At 46.1% G+C, this 23,506-nt stretch carries 22 protein-coding genes; 14 read left to right on the top strand and 8 right to left on the bottom strand.

All coding sequences use genetic code 11. From position 1 onward, the window contains the following. Position 1: 1 nt before the first annotated feature. The 9 genes from lpxA (at position 2) to OCU60_RS13260 (ending at position 10,331) form a co-directional block, all read left to right on the top strand. Positions 2-790 (top strand): acyl-ACP--UDP-N-acetylglucosamine O-acyltransferase, encoded by a 789-nt coding sequence (gene lpxA / locus OCU60_RS13300; RefSeq protein ID WP_074371685.1) that lies wholly within the window; start codon positions 2-4, stop codon positions 788-790. A 92-nt stretch (positions 791-882) separates the two neighbouring features. Continuing rightward, complete coding sequence (gene lpxB, locus OCU60_RS13295) at positions 883-2,034, top strand: lipid-A-disaccharide synthase (protein WP_074371684.1); 1,152 nt, start codon at positions 883-885, stop codon at positions 2,032-2,034. Next, on the top strand, positions 2,035-2,649 hold the full coding sequence (rnhB, locus tag OCU60_RS13290) for a ribonuclease HII (RefSeq protein ID WP_074371683.1): 615 nt from the start codon (positions 2,035-2,037) through the stop codon (positions 2,647-2,649). It begins immediately after the preceding gene. An 81-nt stretch (positions 2,650-2,730) separates the two neighbouring features. Next, the gene (dnaE, locus tag OCU60_RS13285) at positions 2,731-6,210 is read left to right on the top strand and encodes a DNA polymerase III subunit alpha (RefSeq protein ID WP_074371682.1); all 3,480 of its coding nucleotides are present in this window, start codon (positions 2,731-2,733) and stop codon (positions 6,208-6,210) included. Between the two features lie 44 nt (positions 6,211-6,254). Next, positions 6,255-7,214, top strand: a complete 960-nt coding sequence (gene accA, locus OCU60_RS13280; protein ID WP_074371681.1) for an acetyl-CoA carboxylase carboxyl transferase subunit alpha — start codon at positions 6,255-6,257, stop codon at positions 7,212-7,214. A gap of 184 nt (positions 7,215-7,398) precedes the next feature. Further along, positions 7,399-8,775, top strand: coding sequence for a tRNA lysidine(34) synthetase TilS (tilS, locus tag OCU60_RS13275; protein ID WP_074371680.1), 1,377 nt, complete (start codon positions 7,399-7,401; stop codon positions 8,773-8,775). Further along, positions 8,768-8,908: a hypothetical protein gene (locus tag OCU60_RS13270; protein WP_159439440.1), complete on the top strand. Its 141-nt coding sequence runs from the start codon at positions 8,768-8,770 to the stop codon at positions 8,906-8,908. Before tilS ends, OCU60_RS13270 begins: the two co-directional genes overlap by 8 nt. A 113-nt stretch (positions 8,909-9,021) precedes the next feature. After that, positions 9,022-9,360, top strand: a complete 339-nt coding sequence (glnB, locus tag OCU60_RS13265; protein ID WP_038183495.1) for a nitrogen regulatory protein P-II — start codon at positions 9,022-9,024, stop codon at positions 9,358-9,360. A gap of 110 nt (positions 9,361-9,470) precedes the next feature. Next, a complete protein-coding gene (locus tag OCU60_RS13260) occupies positions 9,471-10,331 on the top strand; it encodes an endonuclease/exonuclease/phosphatase family protein (protein ID WP_074371679.1) in 861 nt (286 codons plus the stop codon). Positions 10,332-10,424: 93 nt separating this feature from the next. Here the strand turns inward: OCU60_RS13260 and OCU60_RS13255 are convergent, their stop codons facing one another. Together OCU60_RS13255 and gloB are read right to left on the bottom strand one after the other, a co-directional pair. Beyond that, complete coding sequence (locus OCU60_RS13255) at positions 10,425-11,999, bottom strand: lytic transglycosylase (RefSeq protein ID WP_074371678.1); 1,575 nt, start codon at positions 11,997-11,999, stop codon at positions 10,425-10,427. A 74-nt stretch (positions 12,000-12,073) separates the two neighbouring features. Further along, positions 12,074-12,832, bottom strand: a complete 759-nt coding sequence (gloB, locus tag OCU60_RS13250; RefSeq protein ID WP_074371677.1) for a hydroxyacylglutathione hydrolase — start codon at positions 12,830-12,832, stop codon at positions 12,074-12,076. 52 nt (positions 12,833-12,884) lie between these two features. Here gloB and OCU60_RS13245 point away from each other — a divergent pair, with 52 nt between their 5' ends. Next, positions 12,885-13,613 (top strand): class I SAM-dependent methyltransferase, encoded by a 729-nt coding sequence (locus OCU60_RS13245; protein ID WP_074371676.1) that lies wholly within the window; start codon positions 12,885-12,887, stop codon positions 13,611-13,613. A 4-nt stretch (positions 13,614-13,617) separates the two neighbouring features. Here the strand turns inward: OCU60_RS13245 and rnhA are convergent, their stop codons facing one another. After that, the gene (gene rnhA / locus OCU60_RS13240) at positions 13,618-14,079 is read right to left on the bottom strand and encodes a ribonuclease HI (protein WP_074371675.1); all 462 of its coding nucleotides are present in this window, start codon (positions 14,077-14,079) and stop codon (positions 13,618-13,620) included. A gap of 57 nt (positions 14,080-14,136) precedes the next feature. Here rnhA and dnaQ point away from each other — a divergent pair, with 57 nt between their 5' ends. Together dnaQ and OCU60_RS13230 are read left to right on the top strand one after the other, a co-directional pair. Further along, a complete protein-coding gene (dnaQ, locus tag OCU60_RS13235; RefSeq protein WP_074371674.1) occupies positions 14,137-14,877 on the top strand; it encodes a DNA polymerase III subunit epsilon in 741 nt (246 codons plus the stop codon). A gap of 14 nt (positions 14,878-14,891) precedes the next feature. Next, positions 14,892-16,139, top strand: a complete 1,248-nt coding sequence (locus OCU60_RS13230) for a TIGR03503 family protein (RefSeq protein ID WP_074371673.1) — start codon at positions 14,892-14,894, stop codon at positions 16,137-16,139. 127 nt (positions 16,140-16,266) lie between these two features. Here the strand turns inward: OCU60_RS13230 and fadE are convergent, their stop codons facing one another. After that, positions 16,267-18,753: an acyl-CoA dehydrogenase FadE gene (gene fadE / locus OCU60_RS13225; protein ID WP_074371672.1), complete on the bottom strand. Its 2,487-nt coding sequence runs from the start codon at positions 18,751-18,753 to the stop codon at positions 16,267-16,269. Positions 18,754-19,069: 316 nt separating this feature from the next. Here fadE and lpcA point away from each other — a divergent pair, with 316 nt between their 5' ends. Further along, a complete protein-coding gene (gene lpcA / locus OCU60_RS13220; RefSeq protein ID WP_074371671.1) occupies positions 19,070-19,645 on the top strand; it encodes a D-sedoheptulose 7-phosphate isomerase in 576 nt (191 codons plus the stop codon). A gap of 28 nt (positions 19,646-19,673) precedes the next feature. After that, a complete protein-coding gene (locus tag OCU60_RS13215; RefSeq protein WP_074371670.1) occupies positions 19,674-20,519 on the top strand; it encodes a class II glutamine amidotransferase in 846 nt (281 codons plus the stop codon). Positions 20,520-20,571: 52 nt separating this feature from the next. Here OCU60_RS13215 and nudI read toward each other — a convergent pair whose 3' ends face one another. The 4 genes from nudI to purN all read right to left on the bottom strand — a co-directional run bounded on the left by nudI (position 20,572) and on the right by purN (position 23,505). Further along, the gene (gene nudI, locus OCU60_RS13210; RefSeq protein ID WP_074371669.1) at positions 20,572-21,000 is read right to left on the bottom strand and encodes a nucleoside triphosphatase NudI; all 429 of its coding nucleotides are present in this window, start codon (positions 20,998-21,000) and stop codon (positions 20,572-20,574) included. Then, the gene (locus OCU60_RS13205) at positions 20,970-21,710 is read right to left on the bottom strand and encodes a deoxynucleoside kinase (protein WP_074371668.1); all 741 of its coding nucleotides are present in this window, start codon (positions 21,708-21,710) and stop codon (positions 20,970-20,972) included. Before OCU60_RS13205 ends, nudI begins: the two co-directional genes overlap by 31 nt. After that, entirely contained in the window at positions 21,707-22,576 is an 870-nt protein-coding gene (locus OCU60_RS13200; RefSeq protein WP_074371667.1) for a radical SAM protein, read from the bottom strand. The genes OCU60_RS13205 and OCU60_RS13200 overlap by 4 nt, the downstream gene beginning before the upstream one ends. Before the next feature lie 281 nt (positions 22,577-22,857). Next, the gene (gene purN / locus OCU60_RS13195; protein ID WP_074371666.1) at positions 22,858-23,505 is read right to left on the bottom strand and encodes a phosphoribosylglycinamide formyltransferase; all 648 of its coding nucleotides are present in this window, start codon (positions 23,503-23,505) and stop codon (positions 22,858-22,860) included. Between the last annotated feature and the right edge of the window lies 1 nt (position 23,506).

The following is a 23,506-nucleotide window of genomic DNA, read 5'->3' as shown; positions in this document are numbered from 1 at the left end:
TATGATTCATGAAACAGCTCAGATACACCCTACAGCAGTCGTGGAAGACGGTGCTCTGATCGGTGCGAATGTAAAAATTGGCCCATTTTGTTATGTCGAAAGCGATGTGGAAATTGGCGACGGAACCGAGTTGCTGTCCCATGTTGTTGTCAAAGGCACCACGAAAATCGGTCAGGATAATCGTATTTTTCAGTTCGCTTCAATTGGTGAAGCTTGCCAAGATTTGAAATACAAAGGCGAAGAAACGCAACTGGTGATTGGTGATCGAAATACTATTCGTGAGAGTGTCACCATGCACCGGGGGACCGTGCAGGATCAGGGGATCACGCAAGTCGGAAGTGATAACTTGTTCATGATTAATGCGCATGTGGCACACGATTGTATCGTAGGTGACCGGTGTATTTTTGCCAATAACGCAACGCTTGCCGGACATGTAAAAGTCGGTGACTATGCGATTGTGGGCGGGATGTGTGCGATTCACCAGTTTTGCCATATTGGGGAACATGTGATGTTGGGTGGTGGCTCAATTGTTGTTCAGGATGTTCCACCTTATGTGACAGCCCAGGGGAACCATTGTTCACCATTCGGTATTAATATTGAAGGTTTGAAACGCCGCGGATTTGAGAAATCCGATATTCATGCAATTCGCCGTGCATATAAATTATTGTATCGCAGCGGTCTCAAGCTGGATGAAGCAAAAACGGAAATTGCAAAAGAAGCGCAATCAAGTCCCGCTGTTCAGGTTTTTCTGGATTCTCTGGTTCAATCTGTACGCGGTATTATCCGTTGATTTGTGCACAACTATCCAAAAGATCGCTTTGAATTGAGCGATCTTTTTTTGTTGGTTCATCAATGCAGTCTATTATGGATTCAAAGTCGATAATGTTGGATAAAAGTAAGCCGCTCAAGATTGGCATCGTGGTCGGTGAGTTATCAGGTGATACGCTGGGTGAAGGATTGATCAAAGCGATTCGGGAACAATATCCTGATGCTCATTTTGTGGGAATCGCTGGCCCGAAAATGAAAGCATTGGGGTGTGAATCTTTATTTGATATGGAAGAACTTGCCGTTATGGGGTTAGCTGAGGTCTTAGGGCGATTACCTCGTCTTTTTAAGATAAAATCTCACCTCGTTCGTTACTTTAAAGATGCTGACCTTGACGTTTTTATCGGTATTGATGCACCGGATTTCAACTTGCGTTTGGAGCGTAATTTGAAAGATGCCGGTATCACCACCGTTCATTATGTGAGTCCTTCCGTTTGGGCATGGCGCCAAAAACGCATCTATAAGATTGCTCAGGCAACAAATCTGGTCTTGGCATTTCTTCCGTTTGAGAAAGCTTTTTATGATCGGTTTAACGTACCGTGTGAATTTATCGGCCATACATTAGCGGATGCAATTCCTCTGTCTTCGGATAAAAACGAAGCTCGGGCAACTCTGGGGCTAGATAGTGGAAAACGTTGGTTAGCCGTGCTTCCCGGTAGTCGGGGCAGCGAACTGAAAATGCTATGTCGCCCTTTTATTGAAACTTGTCGGAAACTTCGTCAGCGCTATCCCGATTTAGGGTTTGTTGTGGCGCTAGTGAACGATAAACGACGTGAACAATTTGAAGCCGTGTGGCAGGACATTGCGCCTGAATTAGATTTTGTGCTGGTTAACGGTACGGCAAGGACAGTGATTACTGCAGCGGATGCTGTGCTGCTTGCCTCTGGGACGGTGGCGTTAGAATGTATGTTGGTGAATCGCCCTATGGTGGTCGGTTATCGATTTAATACGGTGACCAATTTCTTAGTGAAGCGCTTGGTAAAAACAAAATATGTTTCGTTACCGAATATTCTTGTCGACGAAGAGATCGTAAAAGAATTATTGTTAGACGAATGTACGGTGGAAAATTTATACCGAGAAGTCTGTGTTTTATTTGATGGTGATAATCGTTTGATGCAAAGCAAGTTCACAGAAATTCACCAGTTGATCCGAAAAGATGCAGACAAACAGGCAGCTAACGCAGTTTTAAACCTGATAGAGCGATTGTGAATGGCTAACATTGAATTCCCTCCTTTTGAATACCCGCTCGGTTACCAGCGTTTTGCCGGGGTGGATGAGGTTGGTCGCGGGCCGCTCGTTGGCGATGTCGTGACAGCCGCGGTCATTTTAGATCCGGCCCGACCGATTTCGGGTTTAACCGACTCGAAGAAATTATCTGAAAAGAAACGATTGGCACTTTTCCCTGAAATTCAGGAAAAAGCAATTGCGTGGGCGATTGGGCGTTGCTCTGCACAAGAAATCGATCAGATGAATATCTTACAAGCAACCATGGTCGCAATGCAGCGAGCCGTTCATGCACTGCCTGTTGCGGCTGAGTTTGTTCTGGTCGATGGTAATCGGATTCCGTCCTTATCGGTCCCTGCTGCGGCTGTTGTCAAAGGCGATCTGCGAGTCGCCGAAATTAGTGCCGCTTCGATTTTGGCAAAAGTAACCCGAGATCAGGAAATGGTGCGATTAGATCAGCAATATCCAAACTATGGATTTGCACAGCATAAAGGCTACCCGACCAAAGCGCACCTGGAAGCGATTGAACATTATGGTGTGATTGATACGCATCGCAGAAGTTTCAAGCCTGTACGACGTATTTTGGACTTAGATAGATAATCACGTACAATATTTGGTTATCACGTTTTTACAGACGGAGACGGTGGTTTTTTACCGTTTCTGAACAGGATATTCATCAACATGTCTGACCCTAAATTTATCCATCTCAGAATTCATAGTGATTATTCTATGATTGATGGGCTGTCGAAAGTGCCTCCTTTAGTCAAGAAGGTTGCAGAGATGGGAATGCCGGCGATGGCGTTAACCGATTTCACAAACCTATGTGGTTTAGTGAAATTTTACAGTACGGCGCATAATTGTGGCGTAAAGCCGATTATCGGTGCAGATTTTTTAGTACGTTCGCAAGCATTCGGTGATGATCTGACTCATCTGACGTTGTTGGCAGCAAATAATACTGGCTACAAGAATCTGACTTGGCTCATCTCACAAGCCTATCTTCGTGGGCATATTCAGCACCACCCGGTGATCGATCAGGAATGGCTGGCTGAACATTCGGAAGGTTTAATCGTCCTGTCTGGCGGTAAAAATGGTGATATTGGACAGGCTTTACTCAAAGGCAACCAGAAACTGGTTGAGCAGTATGTCGATTTTTATCAAACTCATTTCCCCGACCGTTTTTATCTTGAATTAACCCGAACAGGGCGTCTTGACGAAGAAACCTACTTGCATTTTGCCATAGAACTGGCAGGACAATATGACTTACCAGTTGTGGCGACCAATGAAGTTGTCTTTTTAAGCCGGGATCTATTTGATGCGCATGAAATTCGAGTGGCGATTCATGATGGTTACACGCTCGAGGATCCTCGCAGACCCAAACACTATAGTGAGCAGCAATATCTTCGTAGTGAAGATGAAATGTGTGAGCTGTTCAAAGACATCCCCGAAGCACTGGGAAATACAGTTGAAATTGCCAAGCGCTGTAATGTGACGGTGCGGTTAGGCGAGTATTTCTTACCGAACTTCCCCACGGAAGGGATGAATATTGATGACTTTTTAGTGAAAAAGTCACAGGAAGGACTCGAAGAACGACTCGAATTTCTCTTTCCTGATCCGCAAGTCAGAGCGCAACAGCGTCCTGCCTATGATGAGCGTTTGCAGATTGAACTTGATGTCATCAACCAAATGGGTTTTCCCGGTTATTTCTTGATCGTCATGGAGTTTATCCAATGGTCTAAAGATAATGATATTCCGGTGGGACCCGGTCGGGGGTCTGGTGCCGGTTCTTTGGTGGCCTATGCCCTGAAAATTACCGATTTGGATCCGTTGGAATACGATCTGCTTTTCGAACGTTTTCTTAATCCGGAACGGGTCTCAATGCCCGACTTTGATGTTGATTTCTGTATGGATAAGCGTGACCGAGTGATCGAACACGTCGCTGAGATGTACGGAAGAGATGCCGTTTCTCAGATCATTACTTTCGGTACCATGGCAGCAAAAGCCGTGATTCGTGATGTGGGACGGGTCTTGGGGCATCCATTTGGATTCGTCGATCGTATTTCCAAACTGGTGCCGCCCGATCCGGGGATGACTCTGGAAAAAGCGTTTAAAGCTGAGCCAGCGCTGCAAGAACTCTATGATGTCGATGAAGAAGTCAAAGAGCTGATCGACAAGTGTCGCATTCTGGAGGGATGTACCCGAAATGCGGGTAAACATGCGGGTGGGGTGGTGATTTCACCGACGACGATTACCGATTTTTCCCCCATCTATTGTGATCCGGAAGGTCACTACCCGGTCACTCAGTTCGATAAAAATGATGTCGAGACTGCGGGACTGGTGAAGTTTGACTTTTTGGGGCTGCGTACACTGACGATTATCGACTGGGCGCTTGGTCTGATCAATCCACGATTAGAAAAGCAAGGAGAACCACCGGTTCGTATCGAAGCGATTCCGCTTGTTGACCCACAATCATTTCGGAACTTGCAAAACTCAGAAACAACCGCGGTGTTCCAGCTCGAATCGCGCGGGATGAAAGATCTGATTAAACGACTTCAGCCGGACAGTTTCGAAGATATTATTGCATTGGTGGCGTTGTTCCGTCCCGGTCCTTTGCAGTCAGGGATGGTCGATAACTTTATCGACCGGAAGCATGGGCGCGAACCGCTCTCTTATCCTGATGAAAAATGGCAACACGAATCGCTCAAAGAGATTCTTGAGCCAACGTATGGCATTATTCTTTATCAGGAACAGGTCATGCAAATCGCTCAGGTTTTGGCTGGCTACACTTTGGGTGGTGCAGATATGTTGCGCCGCGCAATGGGGAAAAAGAAGCCTGAGGAAATGGCGAAGCAGCGGGCGATCTTCGAGCAAGGTGCGATCAATAACGGTATTGATGGCGAACTTGCAATGAAAATTTTTGACTTGGTAGAGAAATTTGCCGGTTATGGGTTTAACAAGTCGCATTCGGCAGCGTATGCTCTCGTATCATATCAGACGTTATGGTTGAAAACGCACTATCCAGCGGAGTTTATGGCCGCGGTGATGACTGCGGATATGGACAATACCGAAAAAGTGGTCGGTCTGGTCGATGAGTGTATCCGCATGAACCTGACTGTGCTACCGCCTGATATTAATTCAGGCCTTTATCGGTTTAATGTCGATGATCAGGGCGCTATCGTGTACGGCATCGGGGCGATAAAAGGGGTCGGTGAAGGTCCGATTGATGCTATTCTCGAAGCCCGTAATGCTGGCGGGCATTTTAAAGATTTATTTGATTTTTGTGCGCGTGTTGATCTTAAACGGGTGAATAAGCGTGTTATTGAGAAACTAATCTATGCCGGTGCGCTCGATCGTCTTGGACCACATCGCGCAGCAATGATGGCTTCTCTGAGTGATGCGGTCAAAGCGGCCAGCCAACATCGTCAGGCTGAATCATTTGGTCAAACGGATATGTTTGGTGTATTAACCGATGCGCCGGAAGCGGTAGAACAACGGTATATCCAAGTGCCGTCATGGCCGGAAAAGGTTTGGCTTGAAGGCGAAAGAGATACGCTGGGGCTTTATTTAACCGGGCACCCTGTGAATGCGTATCTGAAGGAACTCAATTATTATACGGATTGTCGATTAAAGGATGTGACGCCAACACGACGCGACCAATCATTAAAAGTGGCGGGCTTGGTGATTGCCGCACGGGTGATGACGACGAAGCGAGGCTCACGAATTGGGATATTAACATTGGATGATCGTTCCGGTCGGTTAGAAGCCATGTTGTTCTCCGATGCGCTGGAACAATATGCAGAGTTGCTGGAAAAAGATAAAATTCTGATCTTAAGCGGACAGGTCAGCTTTGATGATTTCAATGGTGGGCTTAAAATGACCGTCCGCGAAGTGATGGATTTAGATTCATCACGAGAAAAATATGCAAAGAGTTTGTCTTTATCAATCACTCAAACACAGATTGATGAACCATTTTTTGAGCGTTTCAGCCGTATTCTGGAACCTCACCGTTCCGGCAGTGTACCAATACATATTTATTATCAACGGGTTGATGCCAGAGCGAAATTGACCTTGGGTACAGAATGGCGAGTGACGCCGAACGATACATTGCTGGATGAACTGAAACAATTGCTTGGCCCCGGCCAAGTTGAACTCGAATTTAACTAAATTCAGCTGAAAATAAAGAAAGCTGAGTCAAAAAGGATCGGTAAATGAGCCTGAATTTTCTAGAATTTGAAAAACCAATTGCAGAACTTGAAGCGAAAATTGAAGCGTTGCGAGATGTCTCTCGTCATGGCGGGAGTACCTCAGTTGATCTCGATAAAGAGATTGAACAGCTAGAAAATAAAAGCATCGAACTGAAGAAAAAAATCTTCAGTGATTTAGGTGCGTGGCAAGTTGCTCAATTAGCTCGTCATCCTCAGCGTCCGTATACGTTGGACTATATCAAACATATCTTTACAGATTTTGATGAATTGTCTGGTGATCGTGCTTATGCTGATGATAAAGCAATTGTTGGTGGAATGGCGCGTTTGGATGGTCAGCCAGTGATGATCATTGGTCATCAGAAAGGCCGTGAAACCCGGGAAAAGGTGAAGCGTAACTTTGGGATGCCAAAACCTGAAGGTTATCGTAAAGCGCTGCGTCTGATGAAAATGGCGGAGCGTTTTAACATGCCGATTATTACGTTTATCGATACGGCTGGTGCTTATCCCGGTGTCGGTGCTGAAGAGCGCGGACAATCAGAAGCGATCGCGACCAATCTGAAAGTGATGTCCAGTTTGAAAGTGCCGATTATTTGTAATGTGGTTGGTGAAGGGGGCTCCGGTGGCGCTTTGGCTATCAGTGTTGGGGATTATGTCAACATGTTGCAATACTCAACCTACGCGGTTATTTCTCCTGAAGGCTGTGCTTCTATTTTGTGGCGTGACTCGGATAAAGCACCTCAAGCAGCGGAGGCAATGGGATTAACCGCACCACGATTGAAAGAGCTGGGATTGATTGATGATGTTATCGAAGAACCCTTAGGTGGGGCGCATAGTGATCATCAGCAAATCGCACAGCAAATGAAAGCGACGTTGCAACGACAGCTTCAGGAATTGGTTCAATTTGAGCAGGATGGTTTATTAGATCGCCGCTATCAGCGACTCATGAACTACGGTTATTGTTAAGCTCAATTGACGGTACAAATGTATGGTGTTGTACCGGCATATTGATTGCGATTGAAAGGGAGATCCGGATTGGATCTCCCTTTCGTTTACTCGTCGTTATCTCACTGAGGCCAATTCAGGTTTCCACCAGCAAAGGGCCAAGGTAAACTGACATCCTCCAGCGATTTTTTGAAATGCGACCTCGATGCTTTATCACGATTTTTCTCAGTTTATGACCACCCATATTCAATCACCGCAGGCTCGATGTATTCTGGCATTGAGTGGCGGTATTGATTCGCGTGTCTTGCTTCACCTATTGGCTCGCTATGTGCGGGATAAGCAATGTCCGGCGATGGCGGTGCATGTCCATCACGGACTGAGCTCATTTGCTGAACGATGGGTTGAACGTTGCCGCGAGTGGTGTGCTGAAGAAGGGCTGCCTTTTCAGGTGGCATATATCCAGTGCGATACTCAAGGTAAAGGTTTGGAAGCGGCTGCCCGTCAGGCAAGATATCAGGCATTAGAGCATTATATCGATGAGGGGGATCTGCTACTGACCGGACAACATCGTGATGATCAACTGGAAACCTTTCTGCTGGCTCTCAAGCGGGGAAGTGGCCCGAAAGGGTTATCGGGGATGGCGGCATCGATGCCATTTCATCAGGGGCGGTTGATCCGTCCGTTATTGCATTGCGCCAGAGCAGAGATTGAGGCATATGCCAATACGCATCAATTAAGCTGGGTTGAAGATGAGAGTAATCAGGATACTCGCTTTGACCGGAATTTTCTTCGCCACGAGGTGATGCCCTTGTTGGTCGAGCGCTGGCCCCATTTCCCGCAAGCAGTACAACGCAGTGCCGAGTTGTGCGCCAGTCAAGAAGCCTTACTGAATGAGTTACTCCAAGAGCGTTTTCAGGCTGCGTTACAGCCGGACAATCGTTTGTCGGTTCGTTGCCTATTAGATTGTGGAGAAGCCGTACGGGCACAGATATTACGAATGTGGTTCCATCAGTTCGGCCATCAGATGCCAAGCCGGGTTCAGCTTGAACATATCAGTCATCAAGTCTTGCAGGCCAAATCAGATGCCAATCCGCGCTGTCGTATCGGCAATCATGAAGTGCGTCGCTTTGCCGGTTATCTCCATTATATTCCGGTTTATGCGGATATCAGTGACTGGCAATGCCAGATAAAATTCAATCATCCGGTTGAACTTCCTGATGGACTGGGCACACTAACATTAGCCAAGGGTGCTTTATTAACTGAGTGCGCGACGGAAAAACAAGTTGAGTTTGGACTGGATAAACGTTGTCTGTCGATGCCACTTTGGGTGAGCTTTAATCCTGAAGGACTGGTCGCTTCTCCCGTTGGGCGAAAAGGGCGACACAAATTGAAGAAGCTGTTTCAAGAATACCGAATTCCGAGTTGGCAACGGCGGAGAATGCCGATTCTGCTCTGCGGGCAGCAGGTGATAGCTGTGGCGGGCTTATTTGTCGATGAGCACTTTTCTGGTTCAGACTATGAGCTGATTTGGAGCACTGACACATCAGCACTGGCACATCAATGTCAAAACTGGGATGTCTGAACCGACACAAAGAGTCACGGATGAGGTCATGCTGTTGGATGGTATTGCACAAGTCTCTCATTGTGCTAGTTTGAAGTTGGTTCGGATGAATCGAATTTCAGGTGCAGGTTTGGATGATGCCAACAATATATGATTAATCCATTCATTTCATACTGGCGCGATGATTGCTTGTCAGTTGAGGGATTGTTGAATGTTTTCTTCTGGTCATTGATAATGCCTGTAACCCATAAAGTTTAAAGGATGAACATGAAAAAAATAGAAGCTATTATTAAGCCGTTCAAACTCGATGATGTTCGGGAAGCGCTTGCCGATGTCGGAATTACGGGGATGACCGTGTCAGAGGTCAAAGGATTTGGTCGTCAGAAAGGTCACACTGAGTTATATCGTGGCGCTGAATATATGGTGGATTTTTTGCCGAAAGTGAAGCTGGAAATCGTTGTATCCAGTGATGTTGTTGATAAGTGTGTTGATGCCATTATTGAAACGGCACAAACCGGAAAAATTGGCGATGGCAAAATATTTATCACTGATGTTGAGCGAGTGATTCGGATCCGCACTGGTGAAGAAGACGAAGACGCGATCTAACCGAATGAAAGAAGGAGCCATCGGCTCCTTCTTTAGTTCATGACATCTTTCATGAACGACTGATTTATTCCTGCCATTTTATGCTTTGATTATTTCCCGGAAAATACACCATGAAAAAAAGATTGGCGATCATCCTTGCTGTCTTGTTACTCCTTTCTGGAGTAGGCGCGACGATTGTTGTTCAAGTCCCTGACTCACCACAACTGATGTCATTGGTCCCTTCAATCTCATCTACTCCGGCAGTTGACGGGCAATGCTATCAGAATCGTCACACGGCTGTTGCGATTGACGAGCAAGGGGCGTTGAATGTTTTGGTTTGGAATATCTATAAAGAGAATCGCTCGGATTGGGAACCGGCACTGACCGAATATAGTCAACACAAACAACTGATCTTACTTCAGGAGTCAAGTTTCGGTTCGCCATTGTATCAGTGGTTAATGCAACAAAATCTGTCGGCATTACAGGTCCGTGCATTCTCGGTCTTCAATAAGGCTGCTGGGGTGATGAATATTGCGAGGCCACTCCCCATTTCCGCTTGTGCTTATACCGCTGATGAGCCGTTGATTCGTCTGCCTAAATCGGCCTTGGTTGCCTATTATCAGTTAAGTCAACCTCTGGCACAGACGTTGGCAGTGGTGAATGTCCATGCCATTAATTTTTCTCTTGGGATAGACGCGTTTCAGGAGCAGTTGCAGCAGCTAACGCGGACGCTAGCTTCTCATCAGGGCCCAATCTTGTTTGCCGGTGATTTCAACAGCTGGAGTGATGCGAGGATTCAACTGGTCAATCAGCTGATGGCCTCATTATCGATGCAGGAAGTGGACTTTACTCATGACCAGCGTAAACAGTTTCTGTCTCATCCGCTGGATCATGTATTTTACCGTGGGCTAATTCTGAATCAGGCCAGCGTGGTACAGACAACCGCTTCGGATCATAATCCGATTGAGGTCTCTTTCTCTTTACCGCAGTAGTCTATTTTTCTCGAACTAGTGTTTGTTGGCTGTAATGCAATGCAAAGCCGCTTTACCGGAGTCATGGAATTTCCGGTAAAGCGGTTGTTGTGCTTAAACGCTGACTTTGGTTACATCGACATATAGTTTCAACTGTTGGCCGGGTTGGAGGTATTTTTCTCCCATCAGGCTATTCCATTTGATGATATCGGATGTTCTGATTCTGAATTTATTGGCAATGCCACTGAGGGTATCACCATTGCGAACCTTGTAAAATAAGGTTCGGATGATGGCGCCATTGCTGGCTTTTTTCCAGATCACCAGAGATTTGCCAATTTTGAGCGGATCTTTCGGGCTCATCCCATTCCATTTTGCCAGAGACCGATGAGAAACATGGTAGTGTTTGGCTATTGTCCATAAACTCTCCCCTGAGCGAACACGATGAGTCATCTTATATTGCCCTCTGACTCTGGACTGAATTTTCGCCAGTCGATTACTCATACTGAGTGTATAAGCTTTTTCGTCTTTGACTGAGGTTGGAATCATCAGATACTGTCCGACACGAATCAACATCCCATTCAGATGATTCACGGTTTGAATGACTTTCGTGGTCGTATTGTATTTTTGAGCAATGGTACTTAGTACATCCCCGGACTTAACCTGATAACGGATCAGTTTCAGTCCTTTTCCGTTATCGGCCTCGATTGCCTGTTCAAATGCGCTGACTTTATCGACAGGGAGCAGTAACTGATATGGACCATTCGGTGACGTCGCCCATTGATTGAACGCTGGATTATAGCTCTGCAGTTCCCTGACACTGATACCGGCATACTTTGCTGCAACGGCAAGATCGAGCTGCTTCTGGGGATCAACGCGAGCTAATACGGGTTGGTTCGTAATCGGTGGAAGCTCAATACCGTATTGTTGATGATGGGCAATGACATCGACCAATGCCAGCAATTTAGGGACATAACTACTGGTCTCTTTCGGTAAATCTAATGAGAAAAAGTCGGTTGGCAGCCCTTTTCTTTTGTTTCTGCGAATCGCGGATGAGACTCGGCCACTGCCACTATTGTAGGCCGCAATCGCATGATTCCAATTGCCATTGAATTTCTTGTTGAGATAGGAAAGGTAATCTAACGCTGCGTCGGTTGCCGCATCAACATCTCGGCGTCCGTCATACCAAAAATTTTGTTTCAGACCATATATTTTTCCGGTTGAAGGCACAAACTGCCATAAGCCGGCGGCTCTGCCATAAGAGTAGGCAAAGGCGTCGAATGAGCTTTCAACGACGGGGAGCAGCGCGAGTTCTAGTGGTAGATGACGCTGTTCAATCTTTTCAGTGATTAGATAGAGAAACGGTGTTGCTCTTTGGGCGACTGTTTTTAAATGTCTGGGATGTCTGAGATACCAAGCACGATACCGTTTGACAGATGCTTTATCCGGTACTGACAGACTGAACTGCATAATCATGCGTTGCCACAAGTCCGCTTGTTCCTGTGGGGTTCGTGTTTTTTTCTGTTCTTTGACAGCCGTCTGGAACGTTGCAGGCGGCTTTGCGGCTGCGTTTTCCGAATGTTCCGGAGACGGAGTGTTTGTCGACTCGGAAGCACTCGTTTGTTCAAACGGTTGGGTGGTTTGACATCCGGTGACTAACAGCATTAGCACCCAACTGATATGTATTCTCATAAATTAATCACAGCCCTTTTTACACAGCCCGTGATGATACTTGTCTCAGGATAACGATGACAAGAGAGGATGTGTTAAAAATCATTTTTCCATTCACGTAATACCGTAAAAACAGAGAGTGGATCAAGCTCTGAGTTCCTATCTGAGACGGATTTGATCACTTCAGCCTGTTCCGGGCGTAGAAAAGGGTTAATTTGTTTCTCTAGCCCAATCGTTGTTGGCAAGGTGGGTTGATGATGGGCACGCAAGCGATTGACGGTATCGCGATATGTCTGTAGTGCCGAATTTTCCGGCTCAACGGCTAATGCAAAAGCAATATTACTGGCTGTATATTCATGGGCACAGTAAACCTTAGTCTCTTCTGGCAAAGCTCTTAACTTCTGTAATGACTGCCACATCTCTTCCGCAGTCCCTTCAAACAGGCGGCCACATCCGGCAGAAAACAACGTATCACCACAGAAAACTTCGGATTCACCCAAATAGCCAATATGTCCCAGTGTATGACCTTTTAGATCGATGATATGAAATATATGGTCGAAAACTTCAATTTGATCACCACCAGAGACGGAATGAGTGATGCCGGGGATAGCTTCATTGGCCGGACCGACAACATGAACATGAGGACAGTGGCGAACAAGCTCACTGATGCCACCCACATGATCGGCATGGTGGTGTGTAATGAGGATTGCATCTAAAGTCAGATGATTGGATGTCAGGTAGTCGATGACAACGCCAGCATCACCGGGATCGACAACTACGCAGTGTTGATCTCGATTTTGGATGAGCCAGATGTAATTATCGCGAAATGCAGGTATGCTTTTGATGTTTAACATGAGTTATCTCCATTCACTTTCTTTTTATTGAGCTTATTGTAGCGGGGCAGTCATGGAACCGGCACGCAGTGAAAAAAAAATCGATAAGCCACACTCTTGGGACCAATTGAAGAATGGTCAATGGGTTCGTGAGTCGATACAAACCCGGTTAGATGAGTGGTGGCCGAGATTATTTGGTTATCATATGCTGAAATTGGGCGGTTTAAGTTGTGAGCTTGCCAGTAGTCTTTCAAATATTCAACATCAAGTCCATTTGGATGTAGAAAACCCATTGCACACACTCATTGCAGATGGTTATGACTTACCTTTTCTGGAAAAAAGTATTGATGTGGTGATTTTGGCGCATCAGCTTGATTATTGTAACGATCCGCACCGAATGCTCAGAGAAGTCGATCGGGTGATGGTTGATGATGGTTATCTGATTGTGACCGGATTCAATCCGATGAGTCTGGCCGGATGTGCGAGTATCTTACCGTGGCGCAAGAAATATTTGCCGTGGAGCGGGCGGATGTTTACGCCCAACCGTATCAGCGACTGGCTCGGCGTTTTGAACTATCAAGTGCTTGAATGTGAACGGTATGCATTGTTTCCGGTCCAGAATTATCGTCCTCTTTGGACTTGGCTGGAAAACAATATCAGTGATTACTGTTGTCCTTTCGGCAGTCTGTACTTTATCGTTGCCAGAAAAAGAACTTATCCGCTGAAGCTGATTAAACCGCACTGGCGTTTCAAACGCCCGCTGAGCCCGGTTCGGGTCAACTACCGTACCCATTCTGAGTAATCGATTATGGTTGATATCCCTCATCATCAGCGGTTGGTGATTCAGCCGCTGTACGCGCCAACTCATCGCAAATCTCATTTTCCCGGTGACCTGCATGGCCTTTGACCCAATGCCATTCAACGTTATGACGCTGGGTTTCTTTATCCAGTGCTTGCCATAAGTCTGCATTTTTAACGGGCTTGTTACCTGCGGTTTTCCAGCCTTTCTTCTTCCAGTTATGAATCCACTGGGTAATCCCTTGTCGGACGTACTGGCTGTCCGTTGTCAGAATGACTTGACAGGGTTGTTTGAGACTTTTCAGTGCGACAACTGCCGCCATCATCTCCATTCGATTGTTGGTGGTTAACCGAAAGCCTTGAGAAAGATTTTTTTCAGTGCTTTTATAACGCAGAACAATGCCATATCCGCCCGGTCCCGGATTGCCGAGACAAGAACCATCTGTGAAAATTTCCACCTGTTTCGCCATGATTTGATACTATAAGCCACAGTGATTGAATCAATATAGTCTGACACAGTTATCCCAATGAATACTAGCAACAATTCTGAAATACATCGTATCGTGGTTCTCGATACGGAAACTACAGGTATGAACCAAGATGGTGGTCCGCACTATGAAGGACATCGGATCGTTGAGATCGGTGCGGTTGAAATCATCGATCGTAAATTGACCGGGAGACATTTTCATGTCTATCTCAAGCCGGATCGCCAAATTCAGCCAGAAGCGATTGAAATTCACGGTATTACTGATGAATTTCTCGTCGATAAACCGGAATACAAAGATGTCCATGCTGCTTTTCTAGAATTTATTCGCGGGGCTGAACTGGTTGCTCACAACGCACCGTTTGACGTCGGCTTCATGGATTATGAATTTGCTAAGCTCAATGCCGACAATATCGGCAAAACGGAGCAGTATTGCAAGGTGACCGATACCCTGGCAATGGCCAAACGGATTTTCCCCGGTAAGCGGAATAATCTGGATGTATTATGTGAACGCTATGGCATCGATAATTCACATCGGACATTGCACGGCGCTTTGCTCGATGCGGAGATTCTTGCTGACGTTTATCTGTTCATGACCGGTGGGCAAACCTCATTGCAGTTTTCGGCAGGACAAAGCTCCGGGGATGGCGGTGAAGCAATTCGCAGAGTGACCACCGGACGAAAATCACTAAAGGTTTTAAGCGCAACTGCCGATGAAATACAAGCACATCAAGATCGTTTAGATTTAGTTGAAAAAAGTGGCAGCTGTCTTTGGCGTCAGTAGGAGAGTGAATATATATGTTGCGGGTGTTAACGATCTTTATCGGGCTATGGGTATCGCTGGGAAGTTATGCTGCAACAAATTCTCCGGTGTCTCTGTTGGATAATCGCGTTCGGGTGGATCCGACAATCAGTCAGATTACTTTCGTCATTTATCGTGAGAAACCCTCGAGACCTGTGGTGTTAGTTCGCCCTGATGGTACAAAATACTATTCATGGCGGCATCCGGATAATGTCCGTTGGTATCAGGAACCTTCAATGGATATTATCTCGATTGATAAGCCTATGCCCGGCCCTTGGCAAGCGGTGGGGAAAGTGACACCCAAAAATAATATCAGACTCATCTCAAATTTGGCGTTGACCACCGATAAGCTCCCGTTACGGTTATATCAGGGCGAAGATATTAAGTTTACCGCCAGACTAACTTCCGATGATAAGCCGTTAACGATTCGTGATTTTTTGGATCGCGTGAAACTGAAAGTGACCTTTACTAAATACATCGAGAATGAAGCACAACTGGTCAAAGAAGCGCGCCCGACACCAGATGTGATCGGTGAGTTTGCCGATGATGGCCGGGGACTTGATGAAAAACCCGGCGATGGTGTATTCACCGTCAAACTGAATATTTTCTCTGAGCCGGGAAGATATCGGGCACGGATTACCTCGGGGAATGGTGTCTTTTTACGCGCGCAGGAACAGGAAGTGCTGGTTTATCCGTCCCCGATTACCACGTCTTTTATTCAGTCTCGTGTTGATGACCAGCCCCACCAAGTAGTGTTTTCCGGGCTAGAAGGTACCATCAAACCGGGGTCGCTGATTGCACATGTCGATCACTGGGATCGGTATGACGACCACTTTACTGCCGAAGGCCAATCCGGTAGTGAATCGCTGACCGTTAAACTGGCGATTCCTAACGATGGTGAAGTGGGGAATTTTAAATGGAATGGTCGAGTCTATGCGACTGAAGCCAACTCTCAGCGGCCGCTTGTTTTCCCTATCCCTGAACATACGTATAGTGTCGTGGAAGATGTGAATATCGAGCAGACGCGCCTTATGCAAAAGAAAGCCCTCGCGGAGAAAGTTAAGCAGGAACAGCAGGAAGAGATACTGCAACAGCGGGAGTCAGCAAGAAAATGGAAGCTGATTTATATCGTGCTAGGGAATATTGGTGCTTTGATGCTGGGACTCGTTATCTGGATGGTTGTCCGCAAGATGAAAGCAAAAAAATCTGAAGTGTCACTACAGCTCGATATGCCGAAAAAGTAATCATGATGTCCTGAGTGATTTGTGGAACGCTATTGATATCAAGATCGATATGAAAGAATGCCAGTCAGTGATACTGACTGGCATTCTGCTTATGGGGATGACACTGCTTTTTCTCGTCTCTCTGATTTTAGGATTCTTGTACCGGACTGGCTGTTTTACGATTGCTACGCTTTGCTCTTCCCTGTTTCGGACGGTCAGGTGATCCGGCGGCTAACGCTTCCGGTGCAAAGTCATCTACATTAATCACATAGAGTCGCTCTTGTTCTGCCTTGATCAGTAAATCTGATTCGTCGCTTGAAATCAGTTGTTCATCCAATGCTGTTTTCGCCAGTTGATCCAAATTGGTAAATGGATAATGTTTATTTTTCAGCTGACAGATCTTATCAAAAATCGGTTCTGCTTGGATAATCGTATCCAGCGTTTGATGAATCCGACCCGCCGGATTATGGTCGCTTGCATACCAGTACTGATAACGACCCAGACGGTTTCTCGGTGCTGTGTTAGATTGCAATAGTTTCGCAACCCGGTGATCCAGTTTATCGCTGGGACCGTGGCAAACTCGTCCAAAAGGCATGAGGATCCGTTTGAGCAGATAACCCAAGACCGGAGACGGGTAGTTGTCGAGTAATTCTGACAATGCCACCTCCGTCTGTTTCAGACTATCTTCCAGCGCCCAGCGCACCAAGTCCAAATCTTCAGTGTGACGGCCCTCATCGTCATAGCGTTTCAATGTTGCTGAAGACAAATACAGTTGACTCAGCAAATCTCCCAGACGGGCTGATACGCGTTCTTTGCGTTTTAGGCTACCCCCGAGAGTCAGCATGGTCAGGTCGGCCATGAGTGCGAGATTGGCACTGTAACGGTTGAGTCTCTGGTAGTAACGTTGGGTTTCATCATGATGTGGTGCCGCGGACCCGAGTCCATTGGTGAGACCAAGCCAAAAGCTGCGTGCTGCATTACTCACGGTGTAAGCAATATGCGCACTGAGCGTCTGGTCGAACTGTGCCATCGCGTTATCACTTTGAGAGTGAGCCAGTTCCATTTCTTTGAGTACATAAGGGTGACAGCGAATCGCGCCTTGGCCAAAGATAATCATCGAACGGGTCAGAATATTCGCGCCTTCGACCGTAATTGCGATGGGCGCGCCCTGATAGTTTCTGGCAAGGAAATTCGACGGACCAAGGCAGATCCCTTTCCCACCGGTGATATCCATGGCATCTTTGAGGCACTGTTGAGCCCGGTGGGTACAGTGATACTTGACGATGGCTGAAATGACCGAGGGTTTTTCACCGTTCATGATACCCGTCACGGTAAGTTGACAGGCTGCATCCATGAGGTAGGCATTTCCGCCTAAGCGTGCCAGTGGCTCCTCAATCCCTTCCATTTTTCCTATCGGTTGCTTGAACTGACGACGGATTCTTGCATAGGCTCCGGTTGTCACTGCCGTAGTTTTGGTGACACCGGTTGAGTTGGATGGCAGGGTGATACCGCGGCCAACCGACAGACATTCAACCAGCATGCGCCATCCGTTGCCGGCCATACTGGGCCCACCGATGATGAAATCAAGCGGGACAAAGACGTCTTTTCCCTGAGTGGGGCCGTTTTGGAATGGAATGTTCAGCGGGAAGTGACGACGACCGATCTCCACGCCAGCCATATCGGTTGGAATCAGCGCACAAGTGATGCCAATATCTTCTTCTTCACCGAGTAAATGATCCGGGTCTTGTAATTTAAATGCTAACCCTAATACGGTTGCTACGGGGGCAAGTGTGATATAGCGTTTATTCCAAGTCAGACGCATCCCGAGGACTTCTTTCCCTTCCCATGTCCCTTGACAAACCACGCCAAAGTCAGGAATCGAACCGGCATCAGAACCCGCTTCAGGGCTGGTGAGCGCAAAACAGGGAATCTCCTGACCCGTTGCCAGCCGAGGCAGATAATAGTCTTTTTGATCCTCGGTGCCGTAATGTTGCAATAATTCTCCGGGACCCAAAGAGTTTGGAACACCGACCGTAATCGCGAGGATACCAGAGACACCTGCCAGCTTTTGAAGCACCAGTGATTGTGTGTAGGCTGAAAATTCCAAGCCGCCATATTGTTTCTTGATAATCATGGCAAAGAATTTCTGCTCTTTGAGATATTCCCAGATTTCAGGAGGCAAGTCTGCCTGCTCATGAGAAACCTGATAATCATTGACCATTTCACAGGCCTGATTCACCGGGCCGTCTAAAAATGCACGTTCTTCTTCGGTCAGCTGAGGTGTTTGATAGCGATGAAGTTGTTGCCAGTCGGGTTTGCCTCGAAATAGCTCGGCCTCCCACCAGACGGTTCCTGCATCTAAGGCCTCTTTTTCGGTCTTGGACATTTTTGGGAGTTGGCGTTTAAAGAGAGTGAAGATTTGGGATGTCACTAGATTTTGCCGAATCGATGGGACTGTCACGCAGGCAAGGAGCAGTGCGTAAATGACCCAGAATGTGAAACCGACTTGGCCAAGCAGCGTTAACACAATGAGTGACGCAGTAAGTATTCCTGTTCCCAATGCCATCGAGAGACGATGATAGGCGCAGATTCCCCATACCACGAGTAATACGACGATCGAGAGCAAAATACTCATACTTATTTTCCTTAATCGGGAGATTCAGATGCTTTTATCGTAGAACTATCGAAGAGGTCTTACCAGTTGTAATGTTGCAAAAGTGTTAAGGAGATCGGGTTGTGAGTCACTTTCTGATGATTTGGTGCGATGATGAACTGGATCTGAGGGAAGAAACAGCATTCTTACAGGGCAAGGCTCGACAGAATGAATTGTTGGGGTAAACTCATGATTATCTCCGGAACATTTCACCAATATCTCCTGAGTGATCCGGGTAAATATGTATCGCTCTTGTCATAAGAGTGCCATTTCAGCATACATCAAAGAGAATTGAGTTATGTACCACGATTTAATTAAGAACGAGCTGGACGAAGCTGCCGACGTACTAAACAAGTTTTTAAGTGATGAGCACAATATTGCTCAGATTGAGGCGGCTGCCAAGCTGATTGCAGATTCTTTTAAACAGGGTGGAAAAGTGCTTTCTTGTGGGAACGGTGGCTCCCATTGTGATGCGATGCATTTTGCTGAAGAACTGACCGGACGTTACCGTGATAATCGACCGGGCTATCCGGGCATTGCCATTTCAGATCCCAGTCATCTGTCGTGCGTCAGTAATGATTTTGGTTATGAATTTGTATTTTCTCGCTATGTCGAGGCTGTCGGTGCCACAGGCGATGTATTGTTCGGGCTTTCGACCTCGGGAAATTCCGGTAACATCCTGAAAGCCATTGAAGCGGCGAAAGCAAAAGGCATGAAAAGTATTGCTTTAACCGGTAAAGATGGTGGCAAAATGGCGGGTGTTGCTGATGTTGAGATCCGGGTTCCTCATTTCGGCTATGCTGATCGTATTCAGGAAATTCATATCAAAATCATCCATATTCTGATTATGTTGATCGAGAAAGAAATGGCTTAATTACCGGTTCAATAAGGGAGCGTAGGTTATGTGTGAATTGCTCGGCATGAGCGCTAATGTTCCGACCGATATCTGTTTTAGTTTTACTGGCTGGATTCAGCGCAGTGGTAAAACAGGCCCGCATCGTGACGGCTGGGGAATTACGTTTTATGAAGGGAAGGGGTTTCGCACATTCAAGGACCCGAAGCCGGGCTACCAGTCCACGATTGCTGAGTTGGTTCAGAAATACCCAATCAAAAGTCGGGCCGTGATTAGCCATATTCGTCAGGCAAATCGTGGTGGGGTTAGTTTGGAGAATACCCATCCGTTTACGCGAGAGCTTTGGGGACGTTTCTGGACATTCGCGCATAATGGACAATTGAGTGGTTATAAGGCGCTTGATACTGCCAATCATCGGCCTGTGGGAGAAACAGACAGTGAACTGGCATTCTGTTGGTTGTTAAAGCGTCTGGATGATCAATATCCGACACCACCCGATGATGCAATAGAAGTCTGTCGTTTTATTGCTTCGCAGTGTGACCAGCTTCGACAACTGGGGGTTTTTAATATGCTGCTGACGGATGGTGAGCATGTGATGACCTACTGTACCAATCATCTCTATTCAATTACACGTCGGTCTCCTTTTGGTAAGGCAACGTTGATTGATGAGGAAGTCGAAGTTAATTTTCAGGAAGAGACGACACCCAATGATATTGTCACAGTGATTGCGACTCAGCCACTGACACTGAACGAGCAGTGGCATCGAATGAAGCCCGGAGAGTACAATATTTTCCATCAAGGAGAGTTGATTGATACCAATCAGTCTCAGTTAGCGGATATTCCGTTTGCGGAAGATAAACCCGGCTCTCAGGCTCCGACGGAACCGCTCGAATAAAAAAAGAGGCTTGCCATGTTGCAAGCCTCTGTCATTCTTTCAGCAGATCTATTTATTTCAGCAACCCTTTTTGTGCAAAGGTCACTTTTGTTGCGTCATTGAGATCAAGCGTCTGGAGTTCTTCAGAAGTTGCCCATTTAAATTCCTGAAATTCGTCGTTAATTGCAATATGTCGATTGGCACTTTCACAGTCGAATATCAGATAAATCATATAGATTTCTTCTTGAGTTCCGTCCGGGTAAGTTTTGATCCGAGTATCGTCTCTAAATTTCCAAGGGGAGATCCGCGTGAGTTCTAAATCAGGGCCCAACTCTTCTCTGATTTCACGTCTTAATGCCTCTTCCATTGTTTCTCCCGGTTCTATACCACCTCCGGGAAGCGCCCACTGACCGGGAAATACACCGCGATCATTTGCCATTTTACAAAGTAAGTAATCCCCGTTGTTGGTGATCAAGGGGCAAACAATGGTTCGCTGTCGCATAAAGGCTCCTGTTTATTTTGAATTTTATTGATAACGAGATCGGTAATGGTTTCAATCGTCATTTGCGGATTATATTCAACCACCCGATCTTGCAAATGTGCCGGCAAGTTATCAATCAATGATTGATATTCCTCTCCCCAGCCATGAATCCACCGTTGTTTGGTCGCTTCATCTGGAAACTCTCGGGGACGAATACCTTTTAACTCGTCATTGAATAAATTTTTTAATGAAAAGTCGGGCGGAAAATTCATATAAATAATCACATCGGGATCGGGAACTATATCCATGAGTTCATGCCATAAAGTCAGATAAGCTTGATGTTGTCCTCTGGATATATATCCTTGCTTATACATAAAGTTTGCAAATATATAATCCTCGATATGAGAGCGTTCCATAATAACATTAACGCCTTTATCTAGCCAAGATTTAACCAGAAGCACTCGCTGGATCATAAAATTAAGCTGTAATGGATAGCCATACGTTTCTGTTTTATCAAACAGGTTTTGTAATAATGGGTGATGAAGTGACTTTTCATCAATCGCAATTGTTTGAGGATTGTTTTCATAAATATGTGTTGAGATAGCGCGGAGCAGTGTACTTTTACCCACACCGGAGTTACCGGACAGAACAATATATAATGGGTTTGCATCCGGTGCATCCGGCAGTTCTCCGACCGTCCAGGGGGGCGTGTAGAGATGGTGTTTATTCATGAAACAAACTCCATTTCATCAAGCCAGAATCGATTGTTTTCACATTTTTCCATAATTTCAGATTGACCAAAAATATGGTGAATGATCTGTTCTGGTGAGTCTTTCTCCATATTACACAGGTAGGTATAGTTTTCTCCGTCGGGTATAATGACATCAAAGTTGGGCTCCATCACGATATTGGCTTTGTCCCGTTCCTCAAATGTCGCCCAACTCAATGGCAGATCAGGAAATTCATTTTTTGTCTGTTTCATTGTATTGAGAAATAAGTCAGTATCAATTTCCAACTTATCTCGTTTTTCCTTACCCACACCGAGCGGACAAAATTGATAAAATCGCCAAGACTGGATTTTATAGGGGAAACTATTTACCCAACGAACAATATCAGAGATTTGATGGGCATTTGTTTGCGACACAACGGTAGTTAGCTTTATATTGATGGTGTTATTTGTCTGTGACAACCAAGTGAGAATATCTTTGATCACGCGATGTTGGTTTCCCATTTTCTCACTTCGGATGTCACTGTTGGTCTGTTTTTCTATACCATCAATGGGCATACCAACCCAGTCCAGCACACCATTTAACCGCGCGTGATCCATGATGAAGCGGTGACCAACGGTTGATAGATAAGTCATAAAACCGAGTTTTTTGGCATGTTCAATTAAGATTAGAAAATCTTTCCGTGTGGTTGGCTCTCCTCCGGTAAAGCCCACCCGGCGAAATCCGACTTGGTACATTTTGTCTAAGACGTTTAAGGCACTCTCGGTTGATTGATCTTCAATACCCGGGTTTCTGAAGCACAAATCACAGTCGAGATTGCAATAAGACGTAATTCGGAAATCTAACAATAATGTATTGATATCTAACATATTTAATGTTCCAGTCTATGTGTATTCGAATAACCATAGTCTTTACATTGTTATTGTGCAAATAGGTGCATTTATTCCAGTGACGTGTCAGCAATGACTCGATTGTGAGCGCGATTGTGAACGTGATTGTGGAAGGGGATCAGCAAAAGACATGTCGGATGGATAAGTATGGACAGCTCCATACTGGCGTGAAGTATGATTTAAGGATGAGACAGAGAGATAAAAAAGGCAGCGCCATGGCGCCGCCTGTTCAACATTGAAAGTGTGGAGAAAATGGGGGGTTAACGGGCTGAGTGGCCTTTATAGCCATAAATTCCCAGAGGCTCACCATCAAGATAGGCTTTGCCATCACGCATTTCGACACGCTCTTCAACAAACCATTGTGCGACCAGCGGGTAGATCCGGTGTTCTTGCTCCTGAATCTTACGGGTCAGAGATTCAATCGTATCATCATCATCGATTGGAACCCGGGCTTGTAGAATCACTGGGCCGCCATCAAGTTGTTCTGTGACGAAGTGAACGCTGGTGCCATGTTCTTCATCCCCAGCAAGAATTGCTCTCTGATAGGTATTCAGGCCGGGATACTTCGGCAATAGCGATGGGTGAATGTTAATCATTTTTCCCATGTAATGACGAACAAATTCTGCGCTCAGAATACGCATATAACCTGCCAGAATAATCAGATCTGGTGCGTATCCATCAATTTGTTCCATCAATGAACGGTCAAAAGCATCACGCGTATCAAAGGCTTTCGGATCGACAAAGATTGCCGCGGCATTTGCTTTTTTGGCTCTTTCCAGCGCATAAGCATCTGCTTTGTTTGAAAAAACAGCAGTCACCCTGCCATTGGGCATTTTAGAATCACAAGCATCAATGATCGCTTGTAAGTTGGTCCCGTTTCCCGAAACTAAAACGACAATACTTTTCATG

The sequence above is a fragment of the Vibrio spartinae genome, assembly GCF_024347135.1.
GTDB lineage: Bacteria > Pseudomonadota > Gammaproteobacteria > Enterobacterales > Vibrionaceae > Vibrio > Vibrio spartinae.
Note: the sequence above shows the minus strand (reverse complement) of the source record. Positions and strands in the feature narration are given on the sequence as shown.

Coding starts and splice junctions, on each gene's coding strand:
- lpxA (WP_074371685.1), top strand. CDS start 2: ATGATTCATGAAACAGCTCAGATACACCCTACAGCAGTCGTGGAAGAC.
- lpxB (WP_074371684.1), top strand. CDS start 883: ATGTTGGATAAAAGTAAGCCGCTCAAGATTGGCATCGTGGTCGGTGAG.
- rnhB (WP_074371683.1), top strand. CDS start 2,035: ATGGCTAACATTGAATTCCCTCCTTTTGAATACCCGCTCGGTTACCAG.
- dnaE (WP_074371682.1), top strand. CDS start 2,731: ATGTCTGACCCTAAATTTATCCATCTCAGAATTCATAGTGATTATTCT.
- accA (WP_074371681.1), top strand. CDS start 6,255: ATGAGCCTGAATTTTCTAGAATTTGAAAAACCAATTGCAGAACTTGAA.
- tilS (WP_074371680.1), top strand. CDS start 7,399: ATGCTTTATCACGATTTTTCTCAGTTTATGACCACCCATATTCAATCA.
- OCU60_RS13270 (WP_159439440.1), top strand. CDS start 8,768: ATGTCTGAACCGACACAAAGAGTCACGGATGAGGTCATGCTGTTGGAT.
- glnB (WP_038183495.1), top strand. CDS start 9,022: ATGAAAAAAATAGAAGCTATTATTAAGCCGTTCAAACTCGATGATGTT.
- OCU60_RS13260 (WP_074371679.1), top strand. CDS start 9,471: ATGAAAAAAAGATTGGCGATCATCCTTGCTGTCTTGTTACTCCTTTCT.
- OCU60_RS13255 (WP_074371678.1), bottom strand. CDS start 11,999: ATGAGAATACATATCAGTTGGGTGCTAATGCTGTTAGTCACCGGATGT.
- gloB (WP_074371677.1), bottom strand. CDS start 12,832: ATGTTAAACATCAAAAGCATACCTGCATTTCGCGATAATTACATCTGG.
- OCU60_RS13245 (WP_074371676.1), top strand. CDS start 12,885: ATGGAACCGGCACGCAGTGAAAAAAAAATCGATAAGCCACACTCTTGG.
- rnhA (WP_074371675.1), bottom strand. CDS start 14,079: ATGGCGAAACAGGTGGAAATTTTCACAGATGGTTCTTGTCTCGGCAAT.
- dnaQ (WP_074371674.1), top strand. CDS start 14,137: ATGAATACTAGCAACAATTCTGAAATACATCGTATCGTGGTTCTCGAT.
- OCU60_RS13230 (WP_074371673.1), top strand. CDS start 14,892: ATGTTGCGGGTGTTAACGATCTTTATCGGGCTATGGGTATCGCTGGGA.
- fadE (WP_074371672.1), bottom strand. CDS start 18,753: ATGAGTATTTTGCTCTCGATCGTCGTATTACTCGTGGTATGGGGAATC.
- lpcA (WP_074371671.1), top strand. CDS start 19,070: ATGTACCACGATTTAATTAAGAACGAGCTGGACGAAGCTGCCGACGTA.
- OCU60_RS13215 (WP_074371670.1), top strand. CDS start 19,674: ATGTGTGAATTGCTCGGCATGAGCGCTAATGTTCCGACCGATATCTGT.
- nudI (WP_074371669.1), bottom strand. CDS start 21,000: ATGCGACAGCGAACCATTGTTTGCCCCTTGATCACCAACAACGGGGAT.
- OCU60_RS13205 (WP_074371668.1), bottom strand. CDS start 21,710: ATGAATAAACACCATCTCTACACGCCCCCCTGGACGGTCGGAGAACTG.
- OCU60_RS13200 (WP_074371667.1), bottom strand. CDS start 22,576: ATGTTAGATATCAATACATTATTGTTAGATTTCCGAATTACGTCTTAT.
- purN (WP_074371666.1), bottom strand. CDS start 23,505: ATGAAAAGTATTGTCGTTTTAGTTTCGGGAAACGGGACCAACTTACAA.